Source organism: Methylophilus aquaticus (genome assembly GCF_030769565.1).
GTDB lineage: Bacteria > Pseudomonadota > Gammaproteobacteria > Burkholderiales > Methylophilaceae > Methylophilus > Methylophilus aquaticus.
Map to the genome: position 1 here is coordinate 1 of NZ_JAVCAP010000022.1, position 22,512 is coordinate 22,512.

Consider the following 22,512-nt stretch of genomic DNA (forward strand, 5'->3'; position numbering starts at 1 on the left):
AGGTAGAACCATGATTGCGAGAACTGGGCATGCTGCGCTCCGAAAGGCGCTCTATATGCCGGGGATGGTGGCTTTGCGACATAATCCTGCGCTTAAGGTGTTTGGTGAGAGAATGCGGTCAAACGGGCTGGCACCTAAAGCGGTGATCGGCGCGGTGATGCGAAAATTGGTGCATTTGATTTACGGGGTGATTAAATCAGGCAAGTCTTTTGATGCGGAAATTCCTCTCAAGGGACTTGCAATTCAAGACGGTATCTGACCCCGTTGCTTGGTTATAATTTATGGCGTGGTGAAGTCAGGCAAGCCTTTTGATGCAGAAATTTCGCTAAAGGGGCTTGCAATTCAAGACGGTATCTGACCCCATCGTTTCGTTAATATGTTCAACTGTCGCCCACAACGATGGGTACTCACTGCTTTGATCTAACACCATGCGCACTGCGCGCGCTTTGACTTCCGGGGAAAATTTGTTTGTGCTCTTCATTTTGATATTCTCTCATCTTAAAGAGCCTCCTCAAATGTCGGGGCGATTCAAAAGAGACATCCAAAAAACACCTCCGCCAATTGCACCGTAAACGGCAACTTCACTCCAGTAGAAAAAAAGTGCAGGCCAATTTTCCCAAACTATGAATCCATTGAGCCAGAGGTCATGCCCCCCAACTCTAAGATGACTAAATGACGATGGCTCATGAGTAACACTCCAAATTACTTGAGCAACAAGCAATATAAAAAATGGCACAAGTGTACATGTATAAATATTGACCAGCCCCCAATAACGGATCAGTAGATAAAAAGTAACAATTAAAAGAATAGCTGCAGTAAGAGTAACTGGGATCGAAAAAATAAAAAGACCTAACAAAGTCCGAAGAATAAGCTCATAATCAATCACGCCTTCTTCCATAAAAGAAATGTTACTTATAGTCAATATGGAGAAAAATAAACTAGCAGCGAATGCAGCAAAAATTGTTGCTAGTAATTCTTTCTTAGAGAGAGTAAAGAATGCCAGATTCATTTGTTAAGAAACCAATTCCTAATTTGACCATCAACCTTTCCCCAGCCACCTTTCTGAACCCACTCATCGTTTAAACTCTTCCATCCGCCACTTCCCGCACCATAAGTCTGAACATAAACACCAATACTATCTGATTGAACATTTCGATAGACATATCCTGAGAACATGTGACCACGTTGGGCAATATTAAAAGAGGTGGACCCGTTTATTTGGACAGAATGTTTGCTTTTTTAAGTGAAATATCTTGCGATTCTGTTTAAGCTGCCTTGGGTGTTGCGGGCAGGTGTTTAAAGTAAAACTCATCCGGCGTCAGCCTGTCAAGCGAACTGTGCGGGCGGGCGCGGTTGTATTTTGCGATGTATCTTTCCAGCCCTTGTTTCGCTGCAGTGACGCTGGCAGAAGCATGCAGGTAAACCTCCTCGTATTTTATTGAGCGCCACAAGCGTTCTACAAACACATTATCCCGCCAACAGCCCTTGCCATCCATGCTGATTTTGATGTCATGCGCCTTGAGCAAGCTGGTAAATTCCAGGCTGGTAAACTGACATCCCTGATCCGTATTAAAGATTTCAGGTCTGCCGTATTTCTGAATCGCCTCATTCACGTCTTCTATGCAGAAATCTGTGGTCAGTGTATTGGATAGCCGCCAAGATAATACCCGACGACTGGCCCAGTCTAAGACGGCAAACAGATACACAAAGCCTCGCTGCATGGGAATGTAGGTAATATCGGCTGCCCAGACATGGTTTGATCGGTGAATGCTCAGACCACGCAACAGATAGGGATAGACTGGATGCTTGGGATGTCGCTTGCTGGTGTTGGGTTTGCGGTAAATGGCTTCCATCCCCATGCGCCGCATCAGCGTCTGCACCCGTTTGCGTCCAATGGTGGGGGAGTCACCACGGCGCAGCAAATCACGTAGCATGCGGCTGCCCGCAAATGGATATTCCAGATGCAGCTCATCCATGCGGCGCATGACGGCTAAATTCTCTTCTGTAATCTCCACCGGCTGGTAGTAGGCCGTGGAGCGAGACAATTGCAGCAACTGACATTGCCTGCCGACTGGCATTGAGTGGGTGCGATCTATCATCGTCTTGCGCTCAGCAGTCCCGCCCGTGCGAGCGCGCTTTCTAAAAAATCATTCTCCAACGATAGTTGTCCAATCTTGGCATGCACAAATCAATGGGGTCAGGTCTTGCAAAACAACACAAGTGTGGCATTGAGATATTATCGGTCACAATAAAAGTTAAAGCTCTCTATCTTTCCAGCCAATTTTCAACCTTCAAGCCGTGAATGCGATCAAACTCTCGCAGATTATCCGTAATTAGCGTAAGCCCCAAACTATAAGCTTGTGCAGCGATCAGCAAATCATTCATGCCTATCGTTTGGCCTGATGCTTCCAGTTCAGCGCGGATGCGTCCATAGTGGGTATCTGCGGGTTTTTCTAATGGCAGTACCGGGATGGTTGCGAGCAGATTCTCCACTTTTTCTGAGAGTTTGGCTGATCCTTTTTTTGCGCAACCATAGCGTAGTTCGGCGGCGACGATAATGCTGGTGGAGATGTATTTGGCATCCACTTGCTCAATATGGCGAGCGGCCGCGCCTGAAGGGTTACGGATCAGATCGCTGATAATGTTGGTGTCTAGCAAATAGCCATTCAAAATATGTCCTCCGGCTTGGCGGGCATATCGTTAATAGGTGGGAGTTGATCTTCTGCTGCGAGTGGTGGCTCTTGTCGCCATTCGGCCAGTAATTGGGCGAGATTGGCTGGGCGTGGCACTGGCTCAATAATCAGTTTGTCACCCTCACGGTGAATCAGCACGCGATCACCCGGTAATTCAAACTCAACAGGAATGCGCACGGCCTGGCTACGGTTGTTGCGAAAAAGCTTTGCTTCTTTAGGTGGGGCGGCTTTGGGTAAAGTAGACATGGCAAAATTTCCAGTTGGCATATGCAAATAGTATATGCCATTTTTTGTGCACGTCAAACTTAGATCTTTTTAAGGTCACTGCATATTTAGGGATAGAGTAAATCAGCAACTTCAAATCTTGAGCAAATGTTAATTACATAAGCAGACGGATCCTTCTAAGATTGCATTACAAATGAATTACATGTGAGGTGCCTGATGAAAACTGCCACGATTCCTGCTTTGCGGGTAGAGCCAAAATTACGCGATGCGGTTGAGGAAGTATTGGCTGAGGGAGAAACGCTTTCAAGTTTTATGGAAGAGGCGTTAAGGGCGAACATTCTGCGCAGGCAGCATCAGCAGGCATTTATCACTCGAGGTTTGGCTTCTGCCGATATCGCGCGCCAGAATCAGGAGTATTACAGCGCTGAGGCGGTGTTGGATGAATTGCAAACGATGCTGGATGAGACCAAGCCTTGAGTTACCGGGTACGGTTTACTAAAGAGGGGCGGGAAGATTTAAAGCGTTTGTATGCATTTTTACTCTCTAAAGATAGGGCGGCTGCCGAAAAGGCCTTGAAAGGTATTCATCAGGCCATTGAGGCAGTGACGCTTTTTCCATACACATGCCGCAAAGCGTTGGAAGATAACGCTTTTTTGCGCGAGTGGGTGATGAGCTTTGGTGCTTATGGTTATGTGGCATTGTTTGAAATCGAAGAGCCAGACATCATCACGATTATTGCAGTGCGTCATCAGCGTGAAGATGATTTTTATTAGAGATTTAAGTCTTAAGGCTGGATAAATCCGCTGGCCTGCTTGTCAGAGTTTGCATGCAAACACAGAAACGCCAGATAAATCCTAGAAAACTGCTACATTCCAAATGGACAGCGGTAAAACCAGTGAACAAAGAAAAGCATTTTATGGTGACCAGGCTGATGATGCCTGACCTTGAAACGCAAGTAATCACGGCAGTGGAAATTGAAGCGGTGATGACCGGGCGCAGGCAGGAAATGCCCTGGCGTGATTTGCAAAATACTGAGTTGTGGAAACAAGGGTGGGTGCAGTGAAAAATGTGGCAGTGATTGGTGCGGGCATGGCGGGGTTGGCGTGTAGCCAGACCTTGCAACAAGCTGGTTTTTTGGTGACGGTATTTGAAAAAAGCCGTGGTCCTTCTGGCCGTGTATCTACGCGCGCGGGTGAGGGCTGGCAATGTGACCATGGTGCGCAGTATTTCACGGTGAGCCAGCCAGAGCGAATAACAGGGGTCAGGTCTTGCAAAACAACACAAGTGGCGTTGAGATATTATTGGTTAGAGTAAAAGTTAAAGCTCTCTATCTTTCCAGCCAATTTTCAACCTTCAAGCCATGAATGCGACCAAACTCTCGCAGATTATCCGTTACCAGTGTCAGGTTCAAACTATAGACTTGTGCAGCGATTAGCAAATCATTCATGCCTATGGTTTGCCCGGATGCTTCAAGTTCTGCGCGGATGCGTCCATATTCGGTATCTACTGGGTTCTCTAATGGGAGTACTGGGATAGTTGCGAGTAGATTCTCCACTTTTTCCGTGAGCTTGGCTGATCCTTTTTTTGCGCAGCCATAGCGCAGTTCGGCGGCGACGATGATGCTGGTAAAGATGTCTTTGGCTTCGATCTGTTCAATATGTCGTGCGGCAGCGCCTGCTGGGTTGCGGATCAGGTCGCTGATGATGTTGGTGTCTAGCAAGTAGCCACTCAAAATATGTTCTCCGGCTTGGCGGGCATATCGTCAATGGTGGGGAATTGATCTTCTGGTGCAAGTGGCGGTTCTTGACGCCATTCTGCCAGTAATTCGGCGAGATTGTCGGGGCGGGTGACTGGTTCAATAATCAGCTTGTTGCCTTCACGATGAATCAATACGCGATCACCCGGTAGCTCAAACTCAACAGGAATGCGCACTGCCTGGCTACGATTGTTGCGAAAAAGCTTTGCTTCTTTAGGTGGGGCGGCTTTCGATAAACTAGACATGGCAGAATCTCCAGTTGGCATATGTAATTAGTATATGCCATTTTTTGTGCACTTCAAACTTAGATGTTTTAAGGTAAGAGCATATTTAGGGGTAGAGTAAATCAGCACGTTCAAAACTTGAGCAAATGTTAATTGCATGAGCAGGGAGATTCTTCTAAGATTGCATTACAAATGAATTACATGCGAGGTGCCTTATGAAAACTGCGACGATTCCTGCTTTGCGGGTAGAGCCAAAATTACGCGATGCGGTTGAGGAGGTATTGGCTGAGGGCGAAACGCTTTCGAGTTTTATGGAGGAGGCGTTAAAAGCGAACATTATGCGCAGGCAGCATCAGCAGGCATTTATCACTCGAGGTTTGGCTTCTGCCGATATCGCGCGCCAGAGTCAGGAGTATTACAGCGCTGAGGCTGTGTTGGATGAATTGCAAACCATGCTGGATGAGACCAAGCCTTGAGTTACCGCGTACGGTTTACTAAAGCGGCGCGGGAAGATTTAAAGCGTTTGTATGCATTTTTACTCTCCCAAGATAGAGCTGCTGCCGAAAAAGCCTTAAAAGGCATTCATCAGGCCATTGAGGCGCTGATGCTTTTTCCATACACATGTCGAAAAGCGTTGGACGATAACGCTTTTTTGCGCGAGTGGGTGATCAGCTTTGGTGCTTATGGCTACGTGGCATTGTTTGAAATTGAAGAGCCGAATATCATCACGATTATTGCAGTGCGGCATCAGCGTGAAGATGATTTTTATTAGCGATTTAAGTCATAAGGCTGGATAAATCCTCTGGCCTGCTTGTCAGAGTTTGCATGCAAACACAGAAACGCCAGATAAACCCTAAAAAACTGCTACATTTCAAATGGACCACAGTAAAGCCAGTGAACAAAGAAAAGCATTTTATGGTGACCAGGCTGATGATGCCTGACCTTGAAACGCAAGTAATCACGGCAGTGGAAATTGAAGCGGTGATGACCGGGCGCAGGCAGGAGATCCTCTGGCGTGAATTGCAAAATACTGAATTGTGGAAACAAGGGTGGGTGCGGTGAAAAATGTGGCGGTGATTGGTGCAGGCATGGCAGGGTTGGCGTGTGGCCAGGCCTTGCAGCAGGCAGGGTTTTTGGTGACTGTGTTTGAAAAAAGCCGTGGTCCTTCTGGCCGTGTATCTACGCGCACGGGGGAGGGCTGGCAGTGTGACCATGGTGCGCAGTATTTCACGGTGAGCCAGCCAGCGTTTGCCACACAGGTGCAACGGTGGTTGCAGGCAGGCGTGGTGGCCGAGTGGCATGGGCGTTTGTTTGAAACTGATGGCGTGCAATTTTCGCCCAAGCAGTCTGAAAAAGTGCGCTATGTGGGCGTGCCCAAGAATACCGCCCCGGCACGGGAAATGGCCGGGTTGCTGGAGGTGGCGTTTGAACACACCGTGACAGGTTTACGCATGCAGGCGGGTAAATGGCATGTGCGCAGCCAGGCACATGGTGAGTATCCGGAAACCTTTGACCAGTTGGTGCTGGCGATTCCCTCACCGCAGGCGCATGCCTTGCTGGCCGCAGAGGCGTTGCCTTTTACTGATCTGGCTGGTGGGGTAAAGATGCGTGGTTGCTGGGCGTTGATGGCCCGTTATCCGCAGGCGCTGGATTTGCCGTTTGACGGGGTGTTTGTGAACAGCGGCCCTTTAAGTTGGGTGGCGCGTGACAGCAGCAAACCGGGGCGTTTGCCAGTAGAGGGTGCGACCCAGGAAGTGTGGGTATTGCACGCCAGTGCGGAATGGTCAGAAGCCAATATTGCGCGCGAAGCTGAGGCCGTGGCCCCTGAATTGATAGCTGCGTTTATCAAGCTTGGAGGCACCATCCCTGCTGAATACAGCATACATCGCTGGCGCTATGCTGATTGTGCTGACTATGTGGATGCAGGCTTTATGTGGGATGCTGATGCTCAGTTGGGTTTGTGTGGCGACTGGCTGAATGGCGGCAAGGTGGAAGGTGCCTGGATGAGCGGTTATTTGTTGGCCAGCAGGCTGGCACAGAACACGGGGCACAGTGTGACTTGTGCCTGATTCAGGTGCGGTCTGCTGATTCCAATGCCAGTGTGGGCATGATCCATTTGCGGAACATAAAGGGTGTGATCATGGTGGTGACCACGCCCATGATAATCAGCACCGAGAACAGGTCTTGCCCGATAAATCCACGCTCATAGGCAATGCTGGCGATGACCAGCTCCATCACGCCGCGGCCATTGAGGATAAAGCCTATGCCCAGCGCATGGCTCTTGGGCAGGCCGATCAGGCGGCCACCCAGCCAACCAGCCAAGACTTTGGTGGCGATGGAAACCACCAGTACCACGGCTACAAACCAGAAAGAATCAATAATTTCCACTTTGAATTCCAGCCCCAGTGTGGCAAAAAATACGGGTGCCAGAAAGCCGCCTGTAATCGAGCTCAGGGTCAGTTCAAGTTCATTGTAGCGTGAGGCGAGAAAAAAGGTGCGATCAATGAGCAGCGCGCCAAAAAAAGCGCCAATAATAAAGTGAAAGCCCAGCGCGGCGCTGACCGAGCCGAAGATCAACACAAACAGCAGCAGAATGCCAAACAGGGCCTCGTTACCAATGATATCTACCAGTTTTTCTGACAGGCGCTCAATATGCACTCCCATTTCAATCAGCTTTTGCAATAACATATTAAAGCCTAGGATGAGCGCACATAGCAGCACCAGTTTCCAGCTGGCATGAAAAATGGAGATACCCACCGCTTGCAGCGATTTTTGTTCTGGCAGGTTGAGAATCACCCCCAGCGCAAGCAAGGCGGCAATGTCATTAAAAATTGCGGTGGCTACCGAATAGCGTGCAATGTCAGAGCCCAGTAGTTTAAAGCTTTGCAGGATGCTCACGGTGACAGGTAAGGCCGTAATCGACACACAGAGCCCCAGAAAAACCGTACGTGTGACATCCATGCCAAAAGTAGCGCCTACCAGAATGCCTCCGGTAAGCGGCAGGATAAAACCGAGCAGGGCGATCACGACACCTTTGCCGCGCATGGAGTCAATCACTTCCTTGAAGTTCATTTCCAGCCCTGCTGACAATACAATTAAAAATACAGCGAATTCTGAAATGCCGGAGAGTGCGGGCGAGGGAGTGATGAAGTTGAGCAGGCTCGGCCCTAATACCACACCGGCCAACATTTCACCGATGATGGCTGGCTGTTTGAAGCGGCGGAAAATCTGTCCGAACAGGCGGGCAATGACAATAAGAATAAGCAGGCTGGTGAGTAATGGCATTGCAGTTTTTGAATCGTTTCTTAATATACCCGACAGGCATTGTAGCGAGAAAGGTGTTTTGCCGTATGTTGACCTGGTTGTGCTTGAGTGGAAGCCGCATCTGGCTGAGGCTTTAGTCTAAATGATTCTGGGCGCCGTGGCACAAACTTGATAGAAAACTGCCTGTTGAACTCAAGGTTTAGGGAATAAATCCCGATTGGGTGGCTGATCACAACAGGATGGATTACGCTTAGGAGTGTAGTGCATGCATCATTTCTTTGCGGTCTTTACGCGATCGTTTATCTGCATACATCCGTTTATCTGCAATGCGCATCAGTTCGGTGGTTTCCTGCGCTTCGTGCCCAAACACGATGCCCATGCTGGCACCAGTGCCATTAAAGCCCTCATTTTGTAACTGTTTGTTAGTATATTCTACCTGGTGCTGGCACCATTCGACGTCATCTTCGTAGCATACAATGGCAAATTCATCGCCCCCGAGGCGATATAGTTGGGCATTGTTATCCAGTTTTTCAGAAAGATAACTGCTGAAGTGCTTGAGCAGTTTATCCCCGACTTCATGACCATAGTGATCGTTGAAAAATTTGAGATTATCCATGTCCAAAAAAATCAGGCAGCCGTGCTTGGGGAAATGCATTAATTTGTTTTCCAAGGCATGCCGATTCGGCATACCGGTCAAGCGATCTGTCATGGCGATGGAGCGGGTATTTTGCAATTCTGCCAGCATGCGTTCTTTTTCCTTCTGCATGCGATTGATCTGGTAGGCGACCAGCAAAGCCAGCAGTACCGCTTCGACCGTTACCGCCAGCAGCCCCAACTGTTCTATGGTCCATATTTGAGTGGTCAGCCGGTTGGCGCTGATGGATAAGCCCCCCAAAATACCAAATACTGTAATCGCAACGAGGTAAAGCTGTGCGGTGATATGTTTTTGCAGGCTTAGCCGTATGCCACAAATCAGGCCAAAGCACAGAAATATGCCCACACCATAGCGGTCCATTTCCAGCATCCAGTTGGGAAACATCAGCGCGGCGACCAACATGGCCACCAGCAAGCTTTGCGCGATCAGGGATAGTTGATAAAGGCGTGGCCGGTTAAACTGGTTGATGCCGAGCAAGTGGCACACAAAGCTGACATAAGCCAGATTTGAAAACAAAATAGGCAGGCTTGTGAGGTAAAACCAGTGCCAGCCCAGTAACTGGCTGAAGGCGCCCAGTGCCGCGCCCTGAAAGATCAGGTTGCCGAGAATAAACAGGGCATACATGCGTTCGGTGTGATGGCCACGGGCCATGCCAATGCCAATGTAATAAGTGAAAATTCCCATCAGCACGCCAAGCATGAGCAATGCGCCAGCGCTACTCATGTTAATACGTTGCTGATAGCTATGTATCTCGCTGACAAACAGTTCTGGTTGAGCCAAGTAGTAAGGCGAGTTGAGGCGGGTAATCAGGTGGTAAGTGCCTGCTGATAAGTGCACTTCTCGACCATGGCGTAATAGAAACGGATTTTGATCTTCACTGCTAATGCCGCCATTGAGAATAATGCGTCCCCCTGAATGGTCTATCAACTCGTGTTGAAAGTGGGCAATGGTCGTGGTGTTTTTAAAATCAATCACATAGCGGCCGGTTTCGGGGACTTTGAGTATGCTGGAACATACAAATTTTCCCCCTTGCAATGGAAGGCTGGCAACGGACATTCCGTGCTGGTCATGGCAAATCGTGGCCAGTATTTGCGGCGTCGCCCATGCAGGTGCCACAAACACGCACCACAGTAATGCCAGTAGAGTAATGCCGCGAAACTGCACTGAATTGTTCCCGATTAATAGCTAAACATCGACGGAGTGTACATCAAAGTGTTGAAGAGCGTGACCGTCGAATGACGTGTAGCGATTGCAATGAATGCAATAGTTTGTTAAAAGTTTTGAGGGGTTGGCATCGCAAAAACATTGCCAGGACGACAAGGTTTTTGCGATGGAGGTGGCGCGAAATTACTTTTCTTCAGTGGCTTCTTTAGCTTTGGCAGCGGCTTCTTTTGCCGCTTGTACTGCATCTTCGGCAGCTACTTTTGCTTCGGCAACTGCTTCAGCTGTTGCTTCTTTGGTGGCTTCTGCCGCATCCTCGGCAGCTTTTTTGGCTTCACTTCCGGCTTCTTCGGCATGGGTTTTTGCCGACTCCATAGCCTCTTCAGCTGGCGTGGATTTTTCGCCGCATGCCACCAGTAAGGTGCTGCTTAATAGCGCAACCAGCATTAAACGCAGTATATGAGTCATGTTGAGTCCTTTGCATAAAAATTGAGTGAGTGAACTTGTTTTTGCAGGCTTATTTAGGTGGAATACGCAATACCTGACCCGGGTAAATTTTGTCAGGGTGGTTGAGCATTGGTTTGTTGGCTTCAAAAATCGTCATGTAAGCATTGGCGTTGCCAAGCATTTCTTTGGCAATTTTTGAAAGGGTATCGCCTTTGACGACGGTATAAAATCTCGCCTCAGGTTCTGCGCTTGGCACATACAACTGATCCTGCACGGCTTCTACGCCAGCCACATTGCCACAACACAACAGCACTTTTTCTTTATTGGCCTGGGTGTCGATGTTGCCTTGCACAATCACCGTGCCGCTGGCGGCATCAAACTTCACTTCATACCCATCGGTGGGTAAATTGTTTTTGGCTATGTAGTTTTGTATGGCTTTGGCCGCGGTGACATTTGCGGACTCTATATTCACGGGTGTAGGTGTTTTGGCTGCAGCTTCTTGTGCTGCTTTGGCTTCACCTGTACCAAACAGTTTTTCTCCGGCTTCCTTGATAAATGCGAATAAACCCATAGCGAGACTCCTGATATGTTTTTGTAAAGTTGGGAGCTTTCATCATAGCAAATTGAGCATCGTAAAACACCTTTTTGTGTAGTGAAAGGATATACGGTTTATTGGCTGGAAATGGCCAGACTGATTTGGCTGGCTAATAAGTCGATATTGTTACCCAGCGCACGCACCAGGGCAGGGTAGCCATTTTCATTTAACGGTGTTTCAAATTTAAAAGCGCGTGACACGACCTTGTGCGTATTTGGCAAGAGAAGCTGCCATTGTCCACTGGCGATAGCATAACCATTCATATGTCCTTGAAACTGATCTATCTTGATATGTAACTGCATGGCCGTGGCAGGTTGGTTTGCCAGACGGTGCATGACTTGTGTATTGGGTAATTGCTTGGCTAGCCTGCTGATGACTGCCCGGTCCAACTGGCTGGAGAGTGCATCGGCCCACAGGTGGTCACGGGTGGGTCGCAGGCTGATATCATCAATTTGCAACACAATCCGGTCAGTGTCCAGAAAGTCAGCCAGCACCACAGGCTGCAACACCAGTATTTGTGTTGCAGACGCTGCCTGTACTGCCGGGCTGACTTCGGGCAGGCTGTAACGTTCTGTTTTAACCGGTTTGTTAATGCTGAGACATGCACTCAGGCTGAGGCAAGTCATGATCAGGAGAAGATATCGCAAACGTGTATCAGGTATTTTCATCATCGACATTATCCTTATTGTCGGCCTTTATTGCCGGGACGGCGCAAGCGGCAGAGGATCATCCCCTGGCTTGCGGTCAAATAAAATGGCATTGGGCTGTTCGTTCAGGGTGCGCACCAATGGTTGCACGTCACGCAGCACTTTTTCCAGCCGCTGCAATGTGGTGGTCAGCTCCTGATAGGCCGGCGACTCTGGCGACAGTCCTTTCATGGTGGTCCGCAGCTCCCGCAAGGTCTGGTTAAGGTTTGCCGGGATCTGCTGTGTCTCGGGCTGGCTGAGCAATGCGTTCACACTTTGGCTCAAGGCGCGGATTTCCTGCATGGTTTGTTCGGACTGCTGCAGGTTTTTATCCAGGCCACTCAGCACGGGTTCGACTTTGAGCCCGTTTAGCTTGTCCAGCAGTTCGGAGAGCTTGTCTTCGAGTTGCGTGATGCCCGTCGTGGTGGTGGGTAGCACTGGCAGCCCCTCGAACGTCAGGCGCTTGTAGCCAGGGTGTACTTTTTTATCCATGGATAAATCGACAAACAGGGAGCCGGTGAGCAGGTTGCCGGATTTTAAGGTGGCATGCAGGCCATGTTTGAGCATGACCGAGAGGCGGCTTTGCCATTCCTTCAGGTCGGCATGGCCACTGTCGGCCAGTCTGCCCGGTTCAAGGTGGATGAGCACGGGGATGGCATAACGGAAATCTTTTTTACGCTCTGGCGAGCTGAATTTCCATGGCACGTTAATCACCGTGCCGATACGGATACCACGGAATTCTACCGGCGCCCCGTTTGACAGGCCGCGTACGGTGTCGTCCACCAGCAGCACATACTCCAGATACTGGTCATACAATTGCTGACGGGCGGATTCTTCATTCTGGAACAGCTCGAATGTGGTTTCCGAGTGAACAGGCTTACCCATGGGCCTGTCATCGGGATGTCCAAAACTGACGCCACCGGCAATCAGTGACTCTATGGTGGGTATGTTGGCCTTGAATCCCTCGGAATCCAGTTTGAGGTCTATCCCTACTGTGGTCCAGAAACGGGTATTTTCGGTCACCAGTACATCGTAGGGGTGTTCGATAAACAGTTCATGCTTCATATGGCGTTGCTGCGGATCAAAGGTGGCACTGACCACGCGCCCCACGCGCAAGCCCTGATAGCTCACCGGGTCGCCCACACGCAATGCGTTGCCTACTTTTCCCGTCAGGTCAATGTGCAGGCCTTTGGCACCATTGAGCGAAATCGGCGGTTGATCCAGCACGGTAAACTGGTTGGTTTCCTCCATGCTTTTGCCAGGTTGTAACTGAATATACGCGCCGGAAATGACGGTGTTCAGTCCGCTGATACCTTCGAGCCCGATACGTGGTTTCACCACCCATAACTGGGTATCGGCTACCAGCATCGACTGTGCCTCGGGCGCAATGCGCGCCAGCACCTGAATATGGCTGAGGTCTTGTGACAGTTTGACTTGTTCAACCAGGCCAATATCTACACTATGCACTTTGATTTTGGTTTTGCCCGCTTCAATGCCTTCGGCATTCGACATCGACAGCGTGATCTGCTTGCCCGCCTTGGTGTAGTTATCATAGATCAGCCAGCAACCAATCAGCAATGCCACAATCGGCACGATCCAGATAGGAGAGACGCTGGCCTGTTTGCGAACCTTGGCCAGCGTGGTGTGTAAAGAGGGTGGGGTGCTATGACTCATGTCTGTTTCCTTGACTATCCCAGATCAGTCGCGGGTCGAAGGCCATGGCGGCCAGCATGGTAATCACAACTACCGCACAGAATGCGAGTGCTGCCGGACCGGGGGTGATCGACATTAAATTGCCTGACTGAATTAAAGCGACCATGATCGCAACCACAAACACATCGACCATCGACCAGCGGCCTATCAATTCCGTCAGGTGATACAGCCGGGTTTTATGCAGGGCATGGGTTGCAGCCCCTTGATAGACTGCCCATGATAGCAGAATGAGTGTCAGCATTTTGAGTACAGGCACCAGAATGCTGGCCACAAAAATGATCACTGCAATTGGCTGTGAACCACTTTTCCAGAATTCAATCATCCCGCCGATAATCGTTGCCGAGTGGCTTTGTCCAAAACTTGTCGTGATCATCATCGGGTAGGTATTGGCCGGAATATACAAGACCACGCCAGTAAACAGTAAGGCCAGGGTGCGTTGCAGGCTCTGCTGTTTGCGCAAGTGCAGCCTGTCGCCGCAACGTACACATTTACCAGTGCCAGAGGCCGACAAGCTATTGATCAAGCCGCATGTCGGGCAACCTGTCATCTGCTGGGCGGCTGCACTGATGCCGAAGCGGAGATTGGCTGGAGGTGCTGGCTCTCCTGCCAGCGAGCACCAAAGCCAGCCGGTGTCTACCGAGCGCGTGGTCATCAAGAGCAAGATGGCAAACAGGCAGTAGGCCCAGAACGAAACACCAAGGTGCACTTCTGCCATGCCCACAAGTTTTACCAGGCTGACCAGCGCCGCGATAATGAATACATCCGCCATCATCCATGGGTGCAGTTTTGTAAACGTACGTGCAATCGGGTCACTGTAGTCGCGCTGGATATCTCGCAGCATCCCGGCTTGCATCATGATCACGCCAGCCAGGTAAAGGGCAGGCAGTACAATCACGGTAACCGCTACAATCGTTGCCACCAGAGGTTGATGCAATATCAGCAGGGCCTCTGCCGTCTGGCCTATTAATATCTGGTTATCCAGGCTACCGGCCTCTACGCCAATAAAAGGAAAGGTCACGGCAATCAGCAGACTGATCAATGCCGTGATCGCCAACGCAATACTGCGCTGCACCGGATGCAGGTGGCGCCTGGCGAGTACATGCCTGCACCGCGCGCAATTGGCCTGTTCGCCAGGGCGCAACACAGGCAACAGGCACACCAGGTCACAGGCAGTGCATGCCCGTGCGCGACGACGTTTTTTGTAAACATGCGTGGTCAATGGGTTTTCTTCACCTTCTGTTATCGCAACAAATGCCTGCATCAGGGTTGCTGTGGTTGACCCGCCAGATGGGGGAGGTAGCGTGTTTCAAGTTGAGAAACTGAATGCGGTGACAAGTTCATTCTAGCGTGAAGCTCGTTCTGGTGCACAGGCCTTTTAATTGAACTCTATTTTCTTGCGCAGCACATTCGATGCATCATAAAAATACGCTTCATAAGAAATACTGCCCACCGCATAGACTTTTTCAATCACAATTTTATGTGCGCCTGCCCGCTGGCCTGCCAGCCACTGCTGTTTTTCAGCAGGTAATGAAGCCAAAGGCACGATTTTTTCGAATTCAAAGCCTTCGTTATATTTAAATTCAACCGTGTAAAACACATCATCCCAGCTGATTTCTGCATCATAGCCTTTGGCCACATGCTGGATGTAGATTGCCGGATTGTGCGCCCTTTGTATATTGATGATCGCACTATTGAACAACACGACGCCAGAAATGACCATAGCCGAATAGCCAATCTTGCTAAACAGGCGGATGGATATTGCAGGAAGCATGCGTTTCATCAGGGTGGTGGAAAGGATGGCTGCCAGCGCAACGATCAGCCCCAACATCAGTACCTTCAGGGTAAATAAGCCAAAGCAGGCATACAAAATCAATTTAATGATATGCAGGATGATTTCGTTTGCCGCGCGCGTGGCAACGATTTGCTCCTTAGACATGCCATAGCGTAAATAAAAGCGGTTAAACAATACGCCTACCGCCCCTGTCAGCCCTGAAATAGCCCCTGCCAGCAAGCCTATGAAAGGCAACAGGTAAGCTGGTGGATGCGCCGCATGTGCAGTAGTGCTTTCCTTTTTAAATAGATATGGCAGGTTGGAGAGCAAGAAAACTGCCATGCATAACTCCACATACATCGGGGCCAGATAACTGAGTAGCCACGCGCCAAAAAATACGCCCGCAATGGCGGCGGGCAAAAACAGCTTGACGATGCGCCATTCAATCTCATGAAAGAACAAGACAATCTTGGTGACTGAACTTACCGATGTGCCGATAGACAACGCGGCTGGTACTTGTGCCGCGGGCAAGCTATACCCCAGTATGGGAATCAGCAGCAGGCCAGCGCCACCCCCGCAAATCAGGCTGATGGAAAACGCCAGTAATGCGGCGATAAACAGCGATACATAAAGCATAGCGACTCAGTAACTCAAGATGTAAAAGGATAACCGTGCAGCTTGCAGACTGTGCGGAATATCGAAACTGCAACAGCGCGCATAGTCAGGCCAGGTGCTGAAAATATGTATAGTATAAAGCCAGTCGATTGACCTAACATGCGACCTAATACTGACCAGAAATAGATGGGTGGGGGTTTTTTTGGATAGCGACGAAAGCCAGGGCGGGCTCATATAGCTCAAGAATAAAGAAAAAGGCCTTGCATTTCTGCAAGGCCTTTTTGTATTTGGCTCCTCAACCTGGGCTCGAACCAGGGACCTACGGATTAACAGTCCGGCGCTCTACCGACTGAGCTATTGAGGAATCGGTACGTCGTTTGAAGGCGCTATAATACTGAGAGGGCTGTCCTTGGTCAACCTCTTTTTCACAAATTTTTTATATTTTTTGATGCTACTATGTAATCTCCAAAAAAACGGGTGCTGTTGATGAAAAAGTGGATTGTGCTGCTTGTATTTGTTGCTGCAATATGGTTGTTGCCGCTGCTGATCCCGCTTGCGCCGTATGTCAGGCAGGCAGAACAACACGCGTCTGATGTGCTGGGTGTTCCGCTTGTCATCGATAGTGCAAAAATCCAGTTATTGCCCAGTCCGCGGGTTGTGGCGCATGGTGTACATGTGGGGGGAGGCAGTGATGTCAGCGTTGAAGAGCTGTCAGTCGTTCCTGAGCTCTCCAGCATATTCTCGGCGCAGCGTGTCATCAGCGTGATGATGGATGGTGTGCTGGTGAAAAAGACTGCGCTCGTGGCATATGATATCGTGCAATCCAGGCTGGCAGGTCGCCAGTCAGATGCAAATGCTCCAGTATTGGTCAAGCAGGTTCAGATAGATCATCTGGATGTCAGTGCTTTGGTCGGGTTGCCGGTGATGCGGGCAAGTGCCGGGCTGGCGGATAACGCACTGCAAAGCTTAAGGTTGGAGACGCATGATCGTACCTTGGTTGCAGACTTGCTCCCTCAGGGGCAAGCGCAGGCGCTTCAGGTCAAATTGCATGATTTCGTGCTGCCTGGACATCGGTTAAAAGTAGATGAGGGGGAGGTGCGGGCAAGCTTGCAAGCCAAGGCGCTGCATATTACTCAGGTTGAGTTGCGCATGCTGGATGGTAAAGTGACCGGGCAAGGCGAGCTTGGCTGGCAATCTAGCGCGAAAGCCAGTGGCAAGTTTCAGTTACAGGGGGTGGCCATGCGGGCCTTGACTCGCACGGGGCGCGGCCCATATCTGAGTGGAGGGTTGTCCGGTAACGGGTCACTGGGGGCGGAGACTGCCCAGCTTGGAGGCTTGTTGGATCATTTGTGGGTGGAGGCACGGCTGGAAGTGAAAGAGGGCGTGCTGCACGGCATTGACCTGGTCAAAATCGCAAAACTACTGCTCAAGCAGGGCGGACAGGGGGGCGAGACTGCATTTGACACCTTGCGCACGCAATTAAAGGTGCAGGGCAAGCGCACCCAGTTCAAACAGCTGGAGTTGGAGTCCGGCCTGATGACAGCCAAAGGCAATGTGGATGTACTCGATGGCAAGCAGCTTGAAGGGGCGGTGACTGTGGCTGTTAAAGCAACGGCAGGTATGCTGGAAGTGCCGCTTGATGTTGGCGGCACTGTTGACGCGCCAACAGTATTGCCGGACAAGGCTGCTGCTTTGGGCGCTGCGGTTGGGACTGCGCTCATGCCGGGGGTTGGCACCAGTTTGGGCATCAAGGCCGGGAGCCAGTTTAAAAAACTGTTTGGGCGTGACTGAAGTATCTTTTAGCGTTTGTTCGCATAAAAAAAGCGCCTGGTGGCGCTTTTTTATTTTGGGGCTGTCAGGTCTTTGAGTATATGACCAGCACCATCAGCTGAGTGCTTTTTCAATGCGATCCAGCGCCTCGCGCAGGTTGTCCATGCTGGTCGCAAACGAAATCCTGAAATAACCTTCTGCACCAAAGGCAGAACCTGGCACTAGTGCGACATTGTGTTGCTCCAGCAGGTATTCTGCGAGAGCCATATCGGAGGCGTCTTTGATTTTCCCTGTCTGGTAGAGGTTGCTGATGGCCTGTCTTGCATCAGGGAACGCATAAAATGCTCCACCGGCCATCAGGCAGCTTAAGCCCGGCATGGCATTGAAACGATTTACCACATAGGTGTGGCGGTCACGGAAAGCAGCCACCATCGGTTTGATGCATTCTTGCGAGCCACTGAGTGCGGCTTCGGCTGCATATTGCGAAATGGAAGTCGGGTTGCTAGTCGATTGGCTTTGCAGGATTTCCATCGCCTTGATGATGTTGGCCGGTCCGGCTGCGTAGCCGATACGCCAGCCTGTCATGGAGTAGGCTTTGGAAACACCGTTTAAGACGATGCAACGGTTTTTGAGGCCTGGGGCAGCATTCAGGATGTTATTAAATTTTTCGCCAGTCAGGTTAACATGCTCATACATATCATCAGTAGCTACCAGTACGTGCGGGTGTTTGAGTAATACGGCGCCCAATGCTTTGAGCTCATCCAGCGTGTAAACCGCCCCTGTCGGGTTGGATGGAGAGTTCAGGATGACCAGCTTTGTGTTGGCGTTGATGGCGGCTTCCAGTTGCGCTGGTAGTAATTTAAATCCTTGCTCAATGCCGCACTCGATGATCACAGGCTTGGCTTCGGCCACCATGGCGATATCAGCATAGCTGACCCAGTATGGTGCGGGGATGATGACTTCGTCACCGGCGTTTAAGACGGCCAGACACAAATTAAAAATGGTTTGTTTGCCACCCACGCCCACAATCACTTCGTTCATGGCGTAATCAAAACCATTTTCAGTGTTGAATTTGTGCACAATAGCTTTTTTAAGCGCAGGAATTCCACTCACCGGTGTGTATTTGGTATATCCGGCATCAATGGCCGCTTTGGCTGCATCTTTGATGTGTTGTGGGGTATCGAAATCGGGCTCGCCAGCCGCCAGACCGATAATCGGACGGCCTTCTGCCTTATACTTAGCAGCTTTGGCAGTGATGGCCAACGTTGGTGATTCTTTAATGGATAAAACGCGTGCTGACAGCACGTTGGCGGCGTCGCTCAAGATGGAATCCTTGTGTGTTGCATAAAGCAAGCCTAAGCCTGCGTAAAAAAATTAAAAACGCATTATTTTACGCAAAAAACCTCTGGTGTGGAAGCATAACCCGAGGTTTTTAAAATGAAAATTGTGGTGTAAATTTTAGTGGCAGCTGCCTTCGCACCCCATGAATGTCTGGTAAACCGGCACAAGTTGCGGGTCAATCTGGCGCAGGCGTGTCTCTACCGCACTCACAGTCTCACCATCCCCCAGTTTTTTAGCCATATGGCCACGTTTGAACAACGCTTCAACAAAATTGGGGTCCAATGTCACCGAGTGCTGGTAAGCCTGGGCTGCTGCGCTGAAATGCAAAAGTTGCTGCTCCGCCATGCCCAGGCTGAACCAAGCATCCGGACTATTTTTTTCACTTCGGGTCCAGGCCAGAGCAATGGTTTCAAGCGCTGCCCAGTCTTGGCGTGATTCTGGTACCGCAGCACGCATGTAGTAAGGTTTTTTGTCTTCGTCTTCCTCCCACAAGGCTTTACCACTGACAGGGAAGGTTTGCGAGACAGGCAAGCTGGCAAGTGTTTTTAACCATTCTACGGGTAGGGCAAAGTGAATGCTGCCGCCATTGCCTGCGGTTTTAAAGGTATTGATGCCGACCAGTTTTCCATCCATATCAAACAAGCCGCTACCACTGGCGCCCATCAGAAACTTTGCGCTGCTGCGTATCATGAAACCGGTTTCAGTCGGATACAGTCCCTGAATTTCGCCGACAGAAGTGATCGGTGCTGGTACGCCATTGGAGTGGCCGATGGCGGTAATTTCCTGTCCGCGCTGTAGGCTGCTGCTGTTGCCGAGCGGGACTGGCTGGAAGGGCATGGCATGGGTGGTGACCAGGCAGAGGTCGTGCCAGGTGTCTGCGCGTACGCTGGTAATCGGATAGCTGTCTTCTCCACGGGAAACCCAGGGTTGTTTGGTGGCGCGCAAGACGTGGCAGTTGGTCACCACCTCGTTTTCTGCCACGACCACGCCGGAGCCGTAGGCCATGCCGCCATCCTGGTTGTAGCCGCGAATCAGCACCACACCAAAGTAAGAGCTCATCAGCGCTTGCTGGTTATAGGCTTGCGTTAGCGTTGAAAGCAGGAGCAGTGTTGCAGCCAGAAAATATTTCACATTAGACCCCTAATCATTTGTGCGTTAATCGTGTTGAAGTGACTCTACTTTACTCAGTAAAGTTCAGTGTACACATTTTTAATCTGGGTACTATATTGTCCGCGACTAAGTGGCATAAAACAGTTAAAATAAGTGAATATTGCCTATGATTGATTCCGGTTGTGATTGTTACGTTTCCTAATAGTAAATACGAGTTGCATCAGCCTTTTCCGCCAGCAGGCGATCAGCCGCAAGCCATCGAGAAATTGACTGCCGGCATTGAGTCCGGCCTTAAATTTCAAACGCTGCTCGGCGTGACCGGTTCGGGTAAAACCTACACCATGGCCAATGTGATTGCACGCACTGGCAAACCCGCAATAGTCATGGCCCCCAATAAAACCCTGGCCGCGCAGTTGTACAGCGAGTTCAGGGAGTTTTTCCCCAATAATGCGGTGGAGTATTTCGTCAGTTATTACGATTACTACCAACCGGAAGCCTATGTGCCTTCCCGCGATTTGTTTATCGAAAAAGATTCCAGTATCAATGACCATATCGAGCAGATGCGCTTGTCTGCCACCAAGGCCTTGCTCGAGCGAGAAGATGCGGTGATTGTGGCCACCGTGTCTGCCATTTACGGTATCGGCGACCCGGGGGAATACCATGGCATGGTGCTGCATATTCACCAAGGCAAGAAAATACTGCAAAAAGATGTGGTAGCGCATTTGATTGCGATGCAGTACGACCGCAATGACTTCGACTTTGGGCGGGGTTGTTTTCGGGTGCGCGGTGACATTATTGATGTCTTTCCTTCTGAAAACAGCGAGACGGCTGTACGTATCAGTCTGTTTGATGATGAAATTGATACTATTCAATTGTTTGACCCGCTGACGGGTCAGGTCTTCAACAAAATACATAACTTCAGGATATTCCCATCCAGTCATTACGTGACCGCACGTGAGGCCACTGTGCGTGCCATGGAAACCATCAAGCAGGAATTGCGTGATCGCGTGAAGTTTTACCTGGGCGAGAACAAGCTGGTCGAGGCGCAACGCATCGAGCAGCGCACCCGTTTTGATCTGGAAATGCTCAACGAAATCGGTTTTTGCAAAGGCATTGAAAACTACAGCCGCCACCTGACGGGCCGCCCTTCAGGCTCACCCCCGCCCACGCTGATTGATTATTTGCCGCAAGACGCCTTGATGATTATTGATGAAAGCCATGTGACCGTGCCGCAAATCGGTGGCATGTATCTGGGTGACCGGTCGCGTAAAGCCAATCTGGTCGATTATGGCTGGCGTTTGCCCTCCGCCATGGATAACAGGCCGCTCAAGTTTGAAGAGTTTGAGCGCATTATGCGCCAGTGCGTATTTGTATCGGCGACTCCTTCAGAATATGAAAAAAATCACCAGCAGCAAGTGGTGGAGATGATTGCACGCCCCACCGGACTGATCGACCCGGAAATTATTGTCAAACCTGCGGATACGCAAGTGGATGATTTGTTGGGGGAAATCAAGCTACGGGTGGCGGTTGGCGAGCGGGTGCTGGCCACCACGCTGACCAAACGCATGGCAGAGGACCTGACAGATTACTTATCTGAACACGGCGTGAAGGTACGCTATTTGCATAGTGATATTGAGACGGTGGAGCGTGTGGAAATTATCCGTGATCTACGCTTGGGCGAATTTGATGTGTTGATCGGGATTAATCTGTTGCGCGAAGGCCTGGATATTCCGGAAGTCTCTCTGGTCGCGGTGCTGGATGCAGATAAAGAAGGGTTCCTGCGTTCGGAGCGTTCGTTAATCCAGACCTCCGGGCGGGCTGCGCGTAACCTGAATGGTAAAGTCATTTTTTATGCGAATAAAATCACGCGCAGCATGAAACTGGCGATGGATGAGACCGAGCGCAGGCGTAAAATCCAAACCGCGTTTAATACTGCCAATGGCATTACGCCCAAGGGCGTGACCAAACGCATCAAGGACATCATTGAAGGCGTGTATGACAAAGACGAAGCGCATCGCGAGCGCAAGGCTGCACAGGAGCAGGCCAGCTATGCCAGCATGAGTGAGAAAGAGGTCACTAAAGAATTAAAACGGGTTGAAAAGGCCATGCACGATGCGGCTAAAAACCTGGAGTTTGAAAAAGCTGCCCAACTGCGGGATCAATTAAAAAAGCTCAAATTGCAAGCTTTTGGTGCTGAGATAGTGGATCTGAAATGATGGAAATTAACACGTTTATTGGTGCATTTGCAGCATTCTGCACTACTGTATCATTTATACCGCAAGTCATTTACTCTTGGCGCACGCGAGATTTAAGTGGAATCTCCATGCCCATGTATTTGATTTTTACAACAGGTGTTGCATTGTGGTTGGTGTATGGGGTAATCAATCACGATTGGCCAATTATTATTGCGAATGCAATTACTGTAGTATTGGCTGGGGTGGTTCTTTTGTTAAAATTAAAATTTATGCTGAGTGCAAATTAAAAAA

26 protein-coding genes, 1 tRNA gene and 3 pseudogenes are annotated in these 22,512 nt (G+C 50.1%); 12 read left to right on the top strand and 18 right to left on the bottom strand.

All coding sequences use genetic code 11. The annotated features are described in order from the left end of the window. Nucleotides 1-259: pseudogene (locus Q9291_RS10905) on the top strand (IS110 family transposase); the annotation flags it as partial. Between the two features lie 99 nt (nucleotides 260-358). Here Q9291_RS10905 and Q9291_RS14165 read toward each other — a convergent pair. From Q9291_RS14165 to Q9291_RS10925, 5 genes and pseudogenes are all read right to left on the bottom strand, one after another. Then, nucleotides 359-481: pseudogene (locus tag Q9291_RS14165) on the bottom strand (IS3 family transposase); the annotation flags it as partial. A 30-nt stretch (nucleotides 482-511) separates the two neighbouring features. Continuing rightward, nucleotides 512-1,009, bottom strand: a complete 498-nt coding sequence (locus tag Q9291_RS10910; protein WP_306390084.1) for a hypothetical protein — start codon at nucleotides 1,007-1,009, stop codon at nucleotides 512-514. A gap of 256 nt (nucleotides 1,010-1,265) precedes the next feature. Further along, nucleotides 1,266-2,185: pseudogene (locus Q9291_RS10915) on the bottom strand (IS3 family transposase); the annotation flags it as partial. 80 nt (nucleotides 2,186-2,265) lie between these two features. After that, a complete protein-coding gene (locus Q9291_RS10920; RefSeq protein WP_306390085.1) occupies nucleotides 2,266-2,670 on the bottom strand; it encodes a type II toxin-antitoxin system VapC family toxin in 405 nt (134 codons plus the stop codon). Beyond that, the gene (locus Q9291_RS10925; RefSeq protein WP_306390086.1) at nucleotides 2,667-2,939 is read right to left on the bottom strand and encodes an antitoxin; all 273 of its coding nucleotides are present in this window, start codon (nucleotides 2,937-2,939) and stop codon (nucleotides 2,667-2,669) included. The genes Q9291_RS10920 and Q9291_RS10925 overlap by 4 nt, the downstream gene beginning before the upstream one ends. Nucleotides 2,940-3,134: 195 nt before the next feature. Between Q9291_RS10925 and Q9291_RS10930 the strand changes: the two genes are divergently transcribed. The 4 genes from Q9291_RS10930 to Q9291_RS10945 are packed head-to-tail and all read left to right on the top strand — an operon-like array spanning nucleotide 3,135 to nucleotide 4,232. Next, a complete protein-coding gene (locus Q9291_RS10930) occupies nucleotides 3,135-3,395 on the top strand; it encodes a YlcI/YnfO family protein (RefSeq protein WP_306390087.1) in 261 nt (86 codons plus the stop codon). After that, nucleotides 3,392-3,691, top strand: a complete 300-nt coding sequence (locus tag Q9291_RS10935) for a type II toxin-antitoxin system RelE/ParE family toxin (protein WP_306390088.1) — start codon at nucleotides 3,392-3,394, stop codon at nucleotides 3,689-3,691. Before Q9291_RS10930 ends, Q9291_RS10935 begins: the two co-directional genes overlap by 4 nt. Before the next feature lie 53 nt (nucleotides 3,692-3,744). Then, nucleotides 3,745-3,981 (top strand): TIGR02450 family Trp-rich protein, encoded by a 237-nt coding sequence (locus Q9291_RS10940; RefSeq protein ID WP_306390089.1) that lies wholly within the window; start codon nucleotides 3,745-3,747, stop codon nucleotides 3,979-3,981. Then, nucleotides 3,978-4,232 (top strand): FAD-dependent oxidoreductase, encoded by a 255-nt coding sequence (locus Q9291_RS10945; protein ID WP_306390090.1) that lies wholly within the window; start codon nucleotides 3,978-3,980, stop codon nucleotides 4,230-4,232. The genes Q9291_RS10940 and Q9291_RS10945 overlap by 4 nt, the downstream gene beginning before the upstream one ends. A 13-nt stretch (nucleotides 4,233-4,245) precedes the next feature. Here the strand turns inward: Q9291_RS10945 and Q9291_RS10950 are convergent, their stop codons facing one another. Further along, entirely contained in the window at nucleotides 4,246-4,650 is a 405-nt protein-coding gene (locus tag Q9291_RS10950; RefSeq protein WP_306390091.1) for a type II toxin-antitoxin system VapC family toxin, read from the bottom strand. Further along, on the bottom strand, nucleotides 4,647-4,919 hold the full coding sequence (locus Q9291_RS10955; protein WP_306390092.1) for an antitoxin: 273 nt from the start codon (nucleotides 4,917-4,919) through the stop codon (nucleotides 4,647-4,649). The genes Q9291_RS10950 and Q9291_RS10955 overlap by 4 nt, the downstream gene beginning before the upstream one ends. A 194-nt stretch (nucleotides 4,920-5,113) precedes the next feature. Here Q9291_RS10955 and Q9291_RS10960 point away from each other — a divergent pair, with 194 nt between their 5' ends. Genes Q9291_RS10960 through Q9291_RS10975 form a run of 4 tightly spaced genes read left to right on the top strand, consistent with a single transcriptional unit; the run spans nucleotide 5,114 to nucleotide 6,967 of the window. After that, complete coding sequence (locus Q9291_RS10960; RefSeq protein WP_306390093.1) at nucleotides 5,114-5,374, top strand: YlcI/YnfO family protein; 261 nt, start codon at nucleotides 5,114-5,116, stop codon at nucleotides 5,372-5,374. After that, nucleotides 5,371-5,670 (top strand): type II toxin-antitoxin system RelE/ParE family toxin, encoded by a 300-nt coding sequence (locus Q9291_RS10965; protein ID WP_306390094.1) that lies wholly within the window; start codon nucleotides 5,371-5,373, stop codon nucleotides 5,668-5,670. The genes Q9291_RS10960 and Q9291_RS10965 overlap by 4 nt, the downstream gene beginning before the upstream one ends. A gap of 53 nt (nucleotides 5,671-5,723) precedes the next feature. Continuing rightward, the gene (locus tag Q9291_RS10970; protein WP_306390095.1) at nucleotides 5,724-5,960 is read left to right on the top strand and encodes a TIGR02450 family Trp-rich protein; all 237 of its coding nucleotides are present in this window, start codon (nucleotides 5,724-5,726) and stop codon (nucleotides 5,958-5,960) included. Then, a complete protein-coding gene (locus Q9291_RS10975) occupies nucleotides 5,948-6,967 on the top strand; it encodes an NAD(P)/FAD-dependent oxidoreductase (protein WP_306390096.1) in 1,020 nt (339 codons plus the stop codon). The genes Q9291_RS10970 and Q9291_RS10975 overlap by 13 nt, the downstream gene beginning before the upstream one ends. A 1-nt stretch (nucleotide 6,968) precedes the next feature. Here the strand turns inward: Q9291_RS10975 and Q9291_RS10980 are convergent, their stop codons facing one another. The 9 genes from Q9291_RS10980 to Q9291_RS11020 form a co-directional block, all read right to left on the bottom strand. Beyond that, nucleotides 6,969-8,183: a cation:proton antiporter gene (locus Q9291_RS10980; protein ID WP_306390097.1), complete on the bottom strand. Its 1,215-nt coding sequence runs from the start codon at nucleotides 8,181-8,183 to the stop codon at nucleotides 6,969-6,971. A 229-nt stretch (nucleotides 8,184-8,412) separates the two neighbouring features. Beyond that, a complete protein-coding gene (locus Q9291_RS10985) occupies nucleotides 8,413-9,981 on the bottom strand; it encodes a sensor domain-containing diguanylate cyclase (RefSeq protein WP_306390098.1) in 1,569 nt (522 codons plus the stop codon). A 183-nt stretch (nucleotides 9,982-10,164) separates the two neighbouring features. Then, entirely contained in the window at nucleotides 10,165-10,446 is a 282-nt protein-coding gene (locus Q9291_RS10990; RefSeq protein WP_306390099.1) for a hypothetical protein, read from the bottom strand. A gap of 49 nt (nucleotides 10,447-10,495) precedes the next feature. After that, complete coding sequence (gene lysM, locus Q9291_RS10995; RefSeq protein WP_306390100.1) at nucleotides 10,496-10,996, bottom strand: peptidoglycan-binding protein LysM; 501 nt, start codon at nucleotides 10,994-10,996, stop codon at nucleotides 10,496-10,498. A 98-nt stretch (nucleotides 10,997-11,094) separates the two neighbouring features. Continuing rightward, nucleotides 11,095-11,691, bottom strand: coding sequence for a PqiC family protein (locus Q9291_RS11000; RefSeq protein ID WP_306390101.1), 597 nt, complete (start codon nucleotides 11,689-11,691; stop codon nucleotides 11,095-11,097). A gap of 24 nt (nucleotides 11,692-11,715) precedes the next feature. Beyond that, nucleotides 11,716-13,380 (bottom strand): intermembrane transport protein PqiB, encoded by a 1,665-nt coding sequence (pqiB, locus tag Q9291_RS11005; RefSeq protein WP_306390102.1) that lies wholly within the window; start codon nucleotides 13,378-13,380, stop codon nucleotides 11,716-11,718. Then, nucleotides 13,370-14,680: a paraquat-inducible protein A gene (locus Q9291_RS11010; protein WP_306390103.1), complete on the bottom strand. Its 1,311-nt coding sequence runs from the start codon at nucleotides 14,678-14,680 to the stop codon at nucleotides 13,370-13,372. Before Q9291_RS11010 ends, pqiB begins: the two co-directional genes overlap by 11 nt. A gap of 114 nt (nucleotides 14,681-14,794) precedes the next feature. Beyond that, the gene (locus Q9291_RS11015) at nucleotides 14,795-15,826 is read right to left on the bottom strand and encodes a sulfite exporter TauE/SafE family protein (protein WP_306390104.1); all 1,032 of its coding nucleotides are present in this window, start codon (nucleotides 15,824-15,826) and stop codon (nucleotides 14,795-14,797) included. A gap of 267 nt (nucleotides 15,827-16,093) precedes the next feature. Beyond that, nucleotides 16,094-16,169, bottom strand: a tRNA-Asn gene (locus Q9291_RS11020). Nucleotides 16,170-16,291: 122 nt separating this feature from the next. Between Q9291_RS11020 and Q9291_RS11025 the strand changes: the two genes are divergently transcribed. Next, the gene (locus Q9291_RS11025; RefSeq protein WP_306390105.1) at nucleotides 16,292-17,596 is read left to right on the top strand and encodes an AsmA-like C-terminal region-containing protein; all 1,305 of its coding nucleotides are present in this window, start codon (nucleotides 16,292-16,294) and stop codon (nucleotides 17,594-17,596) included. Between the two features lie 93 nt (nucleotides 17,597-17,689). On the opposite strand, the gene Q9291_RS11030 is transcribed toward Q9291_RS11025, so the two are convergent. Both Q9291_RS11030 and Q9291_RS11035 read right to left on the bottom strand, forming a co-directional pair. Next, nucleotides 17,690-18,901, bottom strand: coding sequence for a pyridoxal phosphate-dependent aminotransferase (locus tag Q9291_RS11030; RefSeq protein ID WP_306390230.1), 1,212 nt, complete (start codon nucleotides 18,899-18,901; stop codon nucleotides 17,690-17,692). A 132-nt stretch (nucleotides 18,902-19,033) separates the two neighbouring features. After that, nucleotides 19,034-20,047, bottom strand: coding sequence for a S1 family peptidase (locus Q9291_RS11035; protein ID WP_306390106.1), 1,014 nt, complete (start codon nucleotides 20,045-20,047; stop codon nucleotides 19,034-19,036). Nucleotides 20,048-20,208: 161 nt separating this feature from the next. On the opposite strand from Q9291_RS11035, the gene uvrB reads away from it, so the two are divergent. Further along, a complete protein-coding gene (gene uvrB / locus Q9291_RS11040; RefSeq protein ID WP_306390107.1) occupies nucleotides 20,209-22,242 on the top strand; it encodes an excinuclease ABC subunit UvrB in 2,034 nt (677 codons plus the stop codon). Beyond that, complete coding sequence (locus tag Q9291_RS11045; RefSeq protein WP_306390108.1) at nucleotides 22,239-22,508, top strand: SemiSWEET transporter; 270 nt, start codon at nucleotides 22,239-22,241, stop codon at nucleotides 22,506-22,508. The genes uvrB and Q9291_RS11045 overlap by 4 nt, the downstream gene beginning before the upstream one ends. Nucleotides 22,509-22,512 lie beyond the last annotated feature (4 nt).